The 12,834-nt window shown below is 36.5% G+C and carries 11 protein-coding genes; 10 read left to right on the forward strand and 1 reads right to left on the reverse strand.

Annotated elements, in window-relative coordinates:
- Nucleotides 1–53: 53 nt before the first annotated feature.
- From gatC to EQM13_RS04175, 9 genes are all read left to right on the forward strand, one after another.
- The gene (gatC, locus tag EQM13_RS04135; RefSeq protein ID WP_206172803.1) at nt 54–338 is read left to right on the forward strand and encodes an Asp-tRNA(Asn)/Glu-tRNA(Gln) amidotransferase subunit GatC; all 285 of its coding nucleotides are present in this window, start codon (nt 54–56) and stop codon (nt 336–338) included.
- Between the two features lie 15 nt (nt 339–353).
- Entirely contained in the window at nt 354–1,832 is a 1,479-nt protein-coding gene (gene gatA / locus EQM13_RS04140) for an Asp-tRNA(Asn)/Glu-tRNA(Gln) amidotransferase subunit GatA (protein ID WP_128752031.1), read from the forward strand.
- Nucleotides 1,822–3,252 (forward strand): Asp-tRNA(Asn)/Glu-tRNA(Gln) amidotransferase subunit GatB, encoded by a 1,431-nt coding sequence (gatB, locus tag EQM13_RS04145; protein ID WP_128752032.1) that lies wholly within the window; start codon nt 1,822–1,824, stop codon nt 3,250–3,252. The genes gatA and gatB overlap by 11 nt, the downstream gene beginning before the upstream one ends.
- A gap of 307 nt (nt 3,253–3,559) precedes the next feature.
- On the forward strand, nt 3,560–4,477 hold the full coding sequence (locus EQM13_RS04150) for an ABC transporter permease (RefSeq protein ID WP_128752033.1): 918 nt from the start codon (nt 3,560–3,562) through the stop codon (nt 4,475–4,477).
- Nucleotides 4,478–4,488: 11 nt separating this feature from the next.
- Entirely contained in the window at nt 4,489–5,439 is a 951-nt protein-coding gene (locus EQM13_RS04155; RefSeq protein WP_240662993.1) for an ABC transporter permease, read from the forward strand.
- A gap of 13 nt (nt 5,440–5,452) precedes the next feature.
- Nucleotides 5,453–6,490 (forward strand): ABC transporter ATP-binding protein, encoded by a 1,038-nt coding sequence (locus EQM13_RS04160; RefSeq protein ID WP_128752034.1) that lies wholly within the window; start codon nt 5,453–5,455, stop codon nt 6,488–6,490.
- A gap of 2 nt (nt 6,491–6,492) precedes the next feature.
- A complete protein-coding gene (locus EQM13_RS04165) occupies nt 6,493–7,476 on the forward strand; it encodes an ABC transporter ATP-binding protein (protein ID WP_128752035.1) in 984 nt (327 codons plus the stop codon).
- A gap of 142 nt (nt 7,477–7,618) precedes the next feature.
- Nucleotides 7,619–9,334, forward strand: coding sequence for a peptide ABC transporter substrate-binding protein (locus EQM13_RS04170; protein ID WP_114217971.1), 1,716 nt, complete (start codon nt 7,619–7,621; stop codon nt 9,332–9,334).
- Nucleotides 9,335–9,736: 402 nt separating this feature from the next.
- Nucleotides 9,737–11,452 (forward strand): peptide ABC transporter substrate-binding protein, encoded by a 1,716-nt coding sequence (locus EQM13_RS04175; RefSeq protein ID WP_128752036.1) that lies wholly within the window; start codon nt 9,737–9,739, stop codon nt 11,450–11,452.
- A 28-nt stretch (nt 11,453–11,480) separates the two neighbouring features.
- Here the strand turns inward: EQM13_RS04175 and EQM13_RS04180 are convergent, their stop codons facing one another.
- Nucleotides 11,481–11,630, reverse strand: a complete 150-nt coding sequence (locus EQM13_RS04180) for a hydroxymyristoyl-ACP dehydratase (RefSeq protein WP_114217969.1) — start codon at nt 11,628–11,630, stop codon at nt 11,481–11,483.
- Between the two features lie 180 nt (nt 11,631–11,810).
- Between EQM13_RS04180 and EQM13_RS04185 the strand changes: the two genes are divergently transcribed.
- A complete protein-coding gene (locus EQM13_RS04185) occupies nt 11,811–12,806 on the forward strand; it encodes an AIR synthase family protein (RefSeq protein ID WP_128752037.1) in 996 nt (331 codons plus the stop codon).
- Nucleotides 12,807–12,834: the final 28 nt, after the last annotated feature.

Here is a 12,834-nt window from a genome sequence, read left to right on the forward strand (position 1 = left end):
ATTTTAGTGGTAAAATAGTTACAAGTTTAAGATTTAAACAGAGGAGGAGTATTATGATTTCGAAAGAGGAAGTGAAGCACATAGCGGAGCTTTCCAGGCTTAAATTTAATGAAGAAGAGATAGAGGATTTTACAAGAAAATTTTCTGAGGTATTGGAATATGTGGAAAAACTGAAAGAGGTAGATACAGAAAAGGCGGAGCCTATGTATGAAGTTAATTCTTTAATTCAATTGATGAGAGAAGATAAAGTTAAAGAAAGTATTCCAAAAGAAGATGCTCTTCTAAATGCTCCGGATAAAGAATTCGGCTATTTTAAATTGCCGAAGGTAGTTGAGTAGAGAGAGGTGAAACAGTTGAAAATAGTTGAAATTTCCGCAAAGGAATTGGCTGAAAGAATAAAATCCAAAGAAATATCAAGTGAAGAAGTTATAAAAGCATATTTTGAGAGAATAGAAGAAGCAGAAGAAAAAGTGGATGCCTTTATTACTTTGACTAAGGAAGATGCTTTAAAGTCAGCAAAAAAAACAGATGAGAAGATATCAAGAGGAGAAAAACTTGGAGCCATTGAAGGAATACCTGTTGCAATTAAGGATAATATTGTGACTAAGGGAATTAAAACCACCTGTGCATCTAAAATATTGGAAAACTTTATTCCTCCCTATAATGCAACGGTTGTGGATAAAATAAAAAATGAGGGAGGAATAATTATAGGAAAGACCAATATGGACGAATTCGCCATGGGGTCTTCTACGGAAAATTCCCGATTTAAGAATACAAAAAATCCCTATGATTTAAGCAGAGTGCCGGGAGGTTCCAGCGGAGGATCTGCGGCAGCCGTGGCTTCTCTTGAAGCACCCCTTGCATTGGGCTCGGAAACCGGTGGTTCCGTAAGACAGCCGGCAAGTTTTTGTGGGGTTGTCGGGATTAAACCTACATATGGATTGGTTTCCAGATATGGCCTTATAGCCTTTGCTTCCTCTTTGGATCAAATAGGTACCCTTGGAAGGAATGTAGAGGATTGTGCTTTTATGCTTAATGTAATTTCAGGGTATGATGATAAAGATTCCACATCTGTTAATATGGTGAAGAAAGATTATATGAAATATTTGTCTGAAGATATAAAGGGAATGAAAATAGCCCTTCCGAAAGAATATTTCGGAGAAGGAGTAGACAAAAACATAAGTGAAAGGATACGTGAAAGCGCAAGGGCCTTTGAAAAATTGGGGGCGACGATAGAAGAAGTATCTTTACCTTATACTCAGTATGCATTGCCCTGCTATTATTTAATTGCAACTTCTGAAGCAAGTTCTAATTTGGCTCGTTTTGATGGAATAAGATATGGTTATAGAGCAAAAGATTATTCTGACATAAATGAATTATATATAAATACAAGATCACAGGGATTTGGAGAAGAGGTAAAAAGAAGAATAATGCTTGGAACTTATTCTTTAAGCAGCGGATATTATGATGCATATTATAAAAAAGCTCAAAAAGTGAGAGGATTGCTTAAGAAGGATTTTGATAAAATTTTTGAGAAATATGATTTGATTCTGTCCCCTACATCTCCTACTCTTCCGTTCAGGATAGGAGAAAGATCGGATGATCCGGTATCGATGTATATGGCAGATGTTCTTACGGTTTCCGTAAACTTGACTGGTTGCTGTGCTATATCAGTTCCTTGCGGTTATATAGAAAATTTACCTGTAGGACTTCAACTAATCGGTAATAGGTTCAATGAGGAAAAGATATTGAGAGCTGCCTATGCTTTTGAAAAGAATAGCGGAACAGAAAAAATATTACCGGATTTAAGAGGTGAAGAAAATGAAATATAAAACCTTAATAGGTCTTGAAATACATGTGGAGCTTATGACTAAGTCAAAATTGTTTTGTGGCTGCAGTACGGAATTTGGCGGAGAAGCAAATACCCATTGCTGTCCTGTCTGCTTGGGACTTCCGGGAGCGCTTCCTGTAATAAATAAAAAAGCAGTGGAATATTGTATAAAAGCAGGCCTTGCCTTTAACTGCAATATAGCAAAGATTACGAAGATGGACAGAAAGAATTATTTTTATCCTGATTTGGTTAAGGGATACCAGATTTCTCAATATGATGTTCCTATTTGCAGCGGGGGATACGTGGAAATAGAAAGGGAAGGCAAACCGAAAAAGATAAGACTTATAAGAATTCATGTGGAAGAGGATACGGGAAAGTCCATTCATTCGGAAAAAGGGGAAACTCTCATGGATTTTAACAGAAGCGGAGTTCCTTTAATAGAAATAGTTACTGAACCTGATATGAATTCTCCTGAAGAAGCAAGGAGTTTTTTGGAAAAGCTCAAGGCCACCTTAAGATATATTGAAGTATCTGATTGCAAAATGGAGGAAGGTTCTTTAAGATGCGATGTCAATATAAATGTAGTTGAAGAATCCACAGGGAAGAAAAGCAAGATAATCGAGATGAAAAATATCAATTCCTTTAAAGGAGTAGTAAAAGCGCTGGAGTATGAGGAAAAAAGGCATAGGGATCTTTTGTCTCAGGGTAAGGATACTGTAAGGGAAACCAGAAGATGGGATGAGATCAGAAATGAAACTGTTGTTATGAGGAGAAAAGAAGGAGTTTCAGATTATAGATATTTTCCGGAACCGGATCTTGTCAAAATGGAAATTAAAGGAGAATGGATTGAAAATATACGAAAAAATTTTCCTGAACTTCCTCAAGAAAAAAAGGAAAGATTTATGCGGGAGTATGGTTTACCTGAATATGATTCGGAAGTACTTACAGGGACAAAAGAATTAGCCGATTTCTTTGAGAAGACATCCAAATATGTTGATGATTATAAGCAGGTAAGCAATTGGATAATGGGAGATATCTTAAGAAGACTAAAAGATGAGGATATGCAGATAGAAGATATCAGATTTAATCCTATGGAATTTGCAGAATTATTGAATATGGTAAATAAAGGTGAAATCGGAAATAACATAGGCAAAAAGGTTTTAAAGGAAATGTTTGAAACCGGTCAATCACCGAAGGATATTGTTAGGGACAAAGGATTGATCCAAATGAATGATGAGGAAGAAATAAAGGATATTGTCAACACGGTGATAACCGAAAATCCTCAATCTGTGGCAGATTTCAAAAATGGTAAGAATAGAGCCATAGGATTTTTGGTAGGCCAGGTTATGAAAAAAACTAAAGGAAAAGCAAATCCTCAAATCGTTAATAAGTTAATACTTGAAATTATTAAAGCAAAATGATACTATATATTTTAATATTAAATTTTATTAATATAATGTTAAAATATTTTTAATTGAAAAAATATTTAAAATCTCCTAATATTATAGTAAGGAACATTTAAACTATTTAAATATTTGAACAATTAATTTTTATGAGGGAGAATGGTTTATTTGACTAAATAGTATAATAGAATGAATTATAAGGGTTTCACTTAACTTTATTAAGAATAATAGGTGTGTGAACCCTTTAATTTAATTCTTTTATGGATGAGAGGAGGAATTAATCTAATTTATTAAATAAAAAAATAGTGGGGGTGTGATGTTATTTATGTTAAGGTATACTGTGAAAAGAACTTTAATGGCTATCTTGACTCTGTGGGTAATAATTACAATAACGTTTTTTCTAATGCATTCCATTCCGGGAGATCCTTTTACGGACCAGAAAAAAATTCCCGCGGAAATAATGGAAAAGCTGAAGATGAAATATGGGTTAGATAAGCCTTTAATAGTTCAGTATGGAACTTATTTAAAAAATATTTTGAAGGGTGATCTTGGAGATTCTATGAAGTACAAAAACAGATCGGTAAATGACATGCTCAGAGACGGTTTTCCCGCATCGTTTAAAATAGGAATATATGCATTGGCTCTGGGAGCGGGACTGGGAATTTTATTTGGAATAGCTGCGGCACTTCATAGAGGGAAAGCCATCGATTATTTTGTTATTGTTTTAGCAGTAATAGGGGTTTCCGTTCCGAGTTTTGTATTTGCGGCACTTTTTCAATGGATATTCGGGGTTTGGCTTGAAGTTCTTCCCGTTGCCAGATGGGGGACTCCGGCTCACTATATAATGCCTGTCTGTGCATTGGGAGCAAGTTATATTGCTTATATTGCAAGAATGATGAGGACAAGTATGCTTGACGTTTTAAACCAGGATTATATCAGGACTGCCAGGGCAAAGGGACTTTCAAGCTTTGCGGTTACGTGGAAACATACAATCAGAAACGCCATTCTTCCGATAGTTACGATTCTTGGAGTTTCCTTTGCAGGAATTGTTGTCGGATCCTTTGTTATAGAGAGTATATTTGCCGTTCCCGGAATAGGTAAATATTTTGTTCAGAGTATTACTCAGCAGGATTATACTCTTATCATGGGAACAACTATATTTTATGCGGCAATACTGATACTGATGATGTATATAGTTGATTTGTTCTATGGTGTAGTAGATCCCAGAATAAGATTGGAATAGGGGGGAAAAAGATGGCAGATACAAATAATGTAGCTAAAACGGATAAAATGAATCTTTCCAAAGATATGTTTGAAGTAGTGGGAAAAGATGTTGCAGATTATGAAAAAATAGTCAGACCGAGTTTGACCTACTGGGCTGATGCTTGGAGAAGACTTAAAGAAAATAAATTGGCAATTTTCAGTTTAATATTGTTGATTATTATTGTGGTTATGGCTTTTGTGGGACCTAAGATGAGACCATGGGAATATGATTATCAGGATTTTACCGTTATAAACAAAGGACCTAACAGTGTTCATTGGTTTGGAACCGATGAATTAGGAAGGGATATATTTGTAAGATGTTGGGAAGGCGCTAAGGTTTCCTTATTCATAGCTTTGATTTCTACGGTTATTAATGTAACCATAGGAATACTTTACGGTGGAATTTCAGGCTATGTAGGAGGGTATGCAGACCTCATAATGATGCGTATTATTGAAATTATATATTCCATACCTACTCTGTTATGGGTAATACTTCTTATGGTTGTATTGGGGCAAGGTTTGGGAACGATTATTATAGCCATATCCATAACAGGATGGGGAGGCATGGCGAGAATAGTAAGAGGTCAGGTTTTACAGTTAAAACAGATGGAGTTTGTCCTTGCAGCCAAAACTCTTGGTGCAGATTCGTCCAGAATAATAACCAGGCACTTAGTTCCAAATACAATGGGACCAATAATAATTAACTTAACTTTTCAAGTACCGGGTGCCATATTTACAGAAGCTATGTTATCCTATATAGGGTTAGGTCTTCCGGAACCGTATGCAAGCTGGGGAACTCTTGCTCAGAGAGGCGCAAGATTATTCCTGATCTATCCTTATCAGTTGGCGTTTCCGGCTGTATTAATATGTGTAACCATGCTTGCATTTAACTTACTTGGAGATGGTTTGAGAGATTCACTTGATCCAAGGTTAAGGACGTAAGGGGGATATAAAAATGGAAAATATAGAAAACAAAGAAAGACTTTTATTAGATGTAAAGGATTTGTATGTATCTTTTGATACCTATGCAGGTGAAGTGCAAGCAGTCAGAGGAGTAACCTTTCATGTAAACAGAGGAGAAACTTTGGCCATTGTAGGAGAATCAGGTTGCGGAAAATCCGTTACAGCCCAAACCGTTATGCAGTTAATTCCTATGCCACCGGGGAGAATTAAAGGCGGGAATATATTTTTTGAGGGAAAAGATTTATCTAAATACAGTGATAAACAGATGGAAAAAGTCAGAGGCAAGGATATAAGTATGATATTTCAGGACCCTATGACTTCACTTAATCCTACTATGAAGATAGGTAAACAAATAATGGAAGGATTAATGAAGCATCAAAAATTGCCTAAAGATGAAGCAAAAAAAAGAGCCATTGAAATGCTCAAACTTGTGGGGCTTCCAAATCCGGGAAAAAGAGCGGATCAATATCCCCATGAGTTCAGCGGCGGAATGAGACAGCGTGCCATGATAGCCATAGCTTTGGCTTGCAATCCTAAACTTTTAATAGCCGATGAGCCTACTACGGCTCTTGACGTTACTATACAGGCACAGATAATGGAACTTATGAAGGATTTGCAGGTAAAACTTGATACGGCGATAATATTGATTACCCATGATCTGGGAGTTGTAGCCAAAGTTGCGGATAGAATAGCCGTTATGTACGCGGGGGTTATTATAGAAAGCGGAACAAGTGAGGAAATATTCCATCATCCTCAGCATCCTTATACCTGGGGACTATTGAAGTCGGTTCCGAGGCTTGACATGGAGACAAAGGGAAGGCTTGTGCCGATATATGGAACTCCTCCGGATCTGTTCGCTCCTCCTAAGGGATGTCCCTTTGCACCAAGATGTGATTATGCAATGAAGGTCTGCAAAACTTATGGCCCTGTAAGAACCAATTTGACAGAAAGCCATTATACTCATTGTTGGTTGCAACATGAATGGGCTCCTAAGGTTGACGACAAATTTGCTAAAGGAGGTGCGGTATAAGAATGACTAATAATAACAAAGTTCTTATAGAAGTGAGAGATTTGAAGAAATATTTTGCAGTAGGAAGAGGTCTCACATTAAAAGCAGTAGACGGCGTAAGTTTTTTTATACGAGAAGGAGAAACTTTAGGACTTGTAGGTGAGTCGGGCTGTGGTAAATCAACTGTAGGAAGAACTATAATCGGATTATATCAGGCGACAGACGGAGAGGTAATATTTGAAGGCATGAATGTAGCTCAGCTTGACAAAAATGAAAGAAAGAATTTTACCAGAAAGGCTCAGATGATATTTCAGGATCCCTATGCATCTTTAAATCCGAGGATGACTGTTACTGATATTATCGGAGAAGGAATAGATATTCACGGATTGTATCATGGACATGAAAGACAAAAAAGGATATATGAACTTTTGGAATTGGTAGGACTCAGCAGAGAACATGCCAGCAGATTTCCTCATGAATTCAGCGGAGGTCAGAGGCAGAGAATCGGAGTGGCGAGAGCTTTGGCAATAGAACCGGAATTTATAGTGTGTGATGAGCCTATATCTGCTTTGGACGTATCAATTCAGGCTCAGGTAGTAAATCTTCTTGAAGACCTCCAATCGAATTTAGGGTTGACTTATTTATTCATAGCTCATGATTTGAGTATGGTTAAGCATATATCCGACAGAATTGCCGTAATGTATCTGGGGGCAATAGTGGAACTTGCGGAAAGCCATGAATTATATGAAAGACCGTATCATCCTTATACTCAGGCTCTACTTTCGGCAGTGCCAATACCTGATCCTGAGATAGAAGCTAAAAAGAAAAGAATAATATTGGAAGGAGAAGTACCAAGTCCTGTAAATCCTTTACCAGGCTGTAAATTTCAGGAGAGATGCAGATTTGTTGAAGATATATGTAAAAAAGAAGCACCCCAACTGAAAGAATTGAGACCGGATCATTTTGTGGCTTGTCATATGGTAAACAAGGTAAATAATATTAAATAATTAAATAATTAAATAATTAAAATAATTAAATAAAATTTCTCGTAATTTGTACAAAAAAGTAGTATTATAAAAATAAGATTACTTTTTAGAAAGTAATCTGGACATTTAAATATTTCATTATATTAAGGGGGAAAATTTTAAAATGAGAAAACACAAATGGCTTCTGCTTCTTTTAGTAGTGGTAATGGCATTGTCTACAGTATTAGTCGGTTGCGGCAAGAGTGAAACGCCGGCAAAAGACAGTGAGAAAAAAGAAGAAAAAGATGAGAATGCAGAAGAAAAGTTAGCGGCAGAACAAGTTTTAAGGATAAACTGGGGTTCAGAACCACCGGATATGGATCCTCAGACTACGACAGACCAGGTATCCATGGAAGTTCTTAACGCATGTATGGAAGGCCTTGTAAGGCTTAATCCCGATGGGACAGTCGGAAAAGGTCTTGCCGAAAGCTATGAGAAGAAGGATACGGAATCCGGCGGAGAAATTTGGACTTTCAAGTTGAGAGATGCAAAATGGTCCGACGGAACACCGATAACCGCTAAGGATTTTGAAGACGCATGGTTCAGAGCAATAAGTCCTGATGTAGCTTCTCAATATTCCTATCAGTTGACTGATACGGCAGGAATTAAAAATGCCGACAAGTATTTTGCAGGAGAGATAACAGACAAATCTCAGGTAGGAATAAAAGCAGTAGATGATAAGACGTTTCAAGTTGAATTGACGAGAAAAGTGCCTTTCTTCTTGAGCTTGACATCATTTACCACATTTGTTCCGGCTCAATCTGCAGCCGTTACAAAATTTGGTGATACTTACGCTTCCGCTCCAGATAAGATGGTTTACAGCGGCCCATATGTAATAAGCGAATGGAATCATGAACAGAATTTGAATTTAAAGAAAAACGACAGCTATTGGGATGCTGAAACAGTTAAGCTTCAGGAGATAAAAGGAGATATGATTACGGACAGCAATACTTTTATAAATCTTTATGATACCGATGAACTTGATCTGACAGGAGTTCCGGGAGATTTCCTTGAAAAATACAAAGACAGTCCTGAGTTCGGATCTGCTGCCCAAGCTTCTACTTGGTATGTCCAGTATAATTGCGAAGATGAATATTTAAAGAATTTAAATATCAGAAAAGGCCTTAGTTTAGCAATAGATGCAAAATCCTTTGTTGACAATGTATTGGCTAACGGTTCTATACTTGCCGATGGTCTTACACCAACTCTTCTTCCGGGTAAAGGCGGAAAGGAATTTGCTGAGAACAGAAAAGAAATGTTAGATAAGAAAGAATACACTTATCCTACATTTGATAAGGCAAAAGCAAAGGAATACTTTGATAAAGGTCTTAAAGAATTAGGTATTACGTCAGCAGAATTTGAAAAACACGTAACATTCCTCAGTGATGAGTCAGATGTCGCTAAGAAATATGCGGCAGCAATTCAGAGCATGTGGAAACAGAATTTAGGAATCAATATTAAAATAGAAGCGGTTTCATTTAAACTGAGAATTGACAGGTATGACAGAAAAGATTATACGACGACATTGGCAGGCTGGATGGCAGACTACAACGATCCGTTGACATTTATGGACCTTTGGGTAACCGGTTCAGGAAACAATACGGCTTTCTGGTCGAATGCAAAATATGATGAGGATATTAAGAAGGCAGTAAACGGTGAAGGCGACGAAAGAATAGATGCAATGCTCGATGGTGAAAAGATATTGGCTGAAGAGCTTCCAATATTCCCAATATGGTACAATGCGAGAAACTTCTTAACAAAACCGTATGTTAAAGATGTTGTAAGATTCCCTGTTGGTGCTGACCTTGAATTTAAGTGGACATATATATTAGAACATTAATAAAGAGTGGGGCTTTGCCCCACTTTTTTTTTGCTCCCAAATGGATTTCATATTATAAATAAACATATGAAAAGTGATGCTATTATTGAAAGATTGTATAATATTCATACTTTTTCTGTTTTTCTATTTAAAATTCAAATTTTAAAATTAAATAGTATTTTTTAAAAGTTGTTTCTTGACAGAATATTAAAATTTATTTATAATTTTGTTAGTGGAATGCTGTTGTTTAATTTTTCTAATAATTTTAAATTATTGTTCAAAATGTTTTTAAATAAAAAGGATTTTTTTAAAAGATATCGAATAAGTTAAATAATAAAGTATATATTAGGGGGTGATTATTTAAGCTAAAGACAGATGAATCAAAATATTCAAAATATATTATATTTAAGGGGGAAAGCTTTAATGAGAAAACACAAATGGTTACTGCTTCTTTTAGTGGTGGTAATGGTATTATCCGCAGTATTAACAGGTTGCGGTAAATCAGAAGAGCCTGCAACCAATGGCGAAAATGAAGAAGAGAAAAAGGAAGAAAAAACTGAAAAATTGGCGGCAGAACAGGTTTTAAGGATAAACTGGGGTTCGGAACCACCGGATTTGGATCCTCAGACTACGACAGACCAGGTATCCATGGAAATTCTCAATGCATGTATGGAAGGCCTTGTAAGGCTTAATCCCGATGGGACAGTCGGAAAAGGTCTTGCCGAAAGCTATGAGAAGAAGGATACGGAATCCGGCGGAGAAATTTGGACTTTCAAGTTGAGAGATGCAAAATGGTCCGACGGAACACCGATAACCGCTAAGGATTTTGAAGACGCATGGTTCAGAGCAATAGACCCAGAAGTAGCTGCTCAATATTCCTATCAGCTTACCGATACGGCAGGAATTAAAAATGCCGACAAGTTCTTTGCAGGAGAGATAACCGATAGATCTCAGGTAGGAATAAAAGCAGTTGACGATAAGACGTTCCAAGTTGAATTGACGAGAAAAGTGCCTTTCTTCCTGAGTTTGACATCATTTGTAACATTTGTTCCTGCGCAATCCGCAGCTGTTACGAATTTCGGAGATACTTACGCTTCCGCTGCCGACAAGATGGTTTACAGCGGCCCGTATGTAATAAGCGAATGGAATCATGAACAGAATCTGAATTTAAAGAAAAACGACAGCTATTGGGATGCTGAAACAGTTAAGCTTCAGGAGATAAAAGGAGATATGATTACAGACAGCAATACTTATATAAATCTTTATGATACCGATGAACTTGATGTAACGGCAGTTCCTTCAGATTTCCTTGAAAAATACAAAGGCAGTTCGGAATATGGATCTGTTGCCGAAGCTACTACTTGGTACATCCAATATAATTGCGAAGATGAATATTTAAAGAATTTAAATATCAGAAAAGGTCTTAGTTTTGCAATAGATGCAAAATCCTTTGTTGACAATGTATTGGCTAATGGTTCTATACTTGCTGATGGACTTACCCCGACACTTCTTCCGGGTAAAGGGGGAAAGGAATTTGCCGAGAACAGAAAAGAACTGTTGGATAACAAAGAATATACTTTCCCGGCATTTGATGCGGCAAAGGCAAAGGAATATTTTGAAGCAGGCCTTAAGGAATTGGGAATCACTGCTCAGCAGTTCCAAGAACATACGACATTCCTTACGGGAGAGTCCGATACCGCTAAGAAGCAAGCGGCAGCAATTCAGAGCATGTGGAAGCAGAATTTAGGAATTGATGTTAAAATAGAAACAGTATCATTTAAGATTAGAGTTGACAGGTATGACAGAAAAGATTATACAACGACATTTGCAGGCTGGGGCGCAGACTACAACGATCCGCTGACCTTTATGGACCTTTGGGTAACCGGCGCAGGAAACAATACGGCTTTCTGGTCGAATGCAGCATATGACGAGGATATCAAGAAGGCAGTAAACGGTGAAGGCGACGAAAGAATAGATGCAATGCTCGATGCCGAAAAGATATTGGCCGAAGAACTTCCTGTATTCCCAATATGGTATAATGCAAGAAACTTTGTTCAAAAGCCGTATGTTAAAGATGTTATAAGATTCCCTGTTGGTGCTGACCTTGAGTTTAAGTGGACATATATAATAGAACATTAAAAAAAGAAGAAAAAAATAAAGACGGAATTTAAATTCCGTCTTTATTTTTTTCTTCTTTTTTCTTTTCCTTAAAATATGGGCAGGTTCCGAGAGGGGTTCCGGAGGAAAAAGTAGCATAATTTAGTTTACATACTCCTTCTTCTTGATATATGCAATTTTCGTTACATGCAATGATCAAAAATACTACCTCCCTTATTTAATGCTAAATGTTATCTTATCCAATATTTGTATTAATTATAATAGAATCTTTATTTATTAGGCAGATTATAGGTTTTAATGGTTTTTAAATAAATTTAATGATATGATAAAAATAAAGATTAAAATTAATAAATACACGAACGAGGAGGATTTATAATAAATGGAAATAGGAAAGCTGCCGAATGACGTACTTGAAAAGATAGTATTTTCAAATATAAAGAAAAAAAGAGATGAAGTTATTGTGAGAGCCGGAGTAGGAAGGGACAATGCAATAATTGACTTTAATAGAGATTTATGCATAATTTCAACAGATCCTATTACGGGAACTGATAAGAATATAGGTAAGTTAGCTATAAATATATCATGTAATGATATAGCAGTAAGCGGAGGTGAACCGTTGGGAGTACTTTTAACTATTATGGCTCCTCCGGACACTACTGTGAAAGATATTGAAAATATAATGATAGAAGCAGGCAGAGCCGCTTGTGAATTGAATGTGGAAATAATAGGAGGCCATACAGAAATAACCGCCGCAGTAAACAGAATGGTATTATCTGCTACTGTTATCGGAAAGCAGAACAGAAATAAAATAATTGATCCTTCTAAAGTTAAAGTGGGAGATAAAATAATAATGACTAAATGGGCAGGAATAGAAGGGACTTCTATTATAGTAAAGGAAATGGGAGAAAAATGGAAAGAGAAACTTTCCATAGATGAATATGAAGATGCTTTGAATATGGACAATTTACTAAGTGTTCTTAAAGAAGGAGTAATATTGGGAAAATTGGGAGCAAATTATATGCATGATATAACTGAAGGAGGGGTATACGGAGCAGTGTGGGAAGCTTCCAAGGTTATAGAAAAAGGAGTAAAGATATGGAAGGAAAATATTCCTGTTAAAGAAGTTACTAAAAGAATTTGCGAGTCTTTCGATATAAATCCTTACAGACTTATTTCCAGTGGGAGTATGCTTGCAGTAGTACCGTCGGGTAATATTGAAGAGATAAAAGAGAATTTTATAAAAGAAGGAATTAAATTGTCTGTTATTGGAGAGATAATAGAGGAAGGAATATTTGTCGAGGAAATGGGGAAAAAGGAAAATATTTCAGAACCAGGAAGTGATGAGCTTTATAAAGCCCTATCTAAATTAAGTTAATGTTACATTATGATTACAAAACTTACAT

This window comes from Acidilutibacter cellobiosedens, assembly GCF_004103715.1.
Lineage (GTDB): Bacteria > Bacillota > Clostridia > Tissierellales > Acidilutibacteraceae > Acidilutibacter > Acidilutibacter cellobiosedens.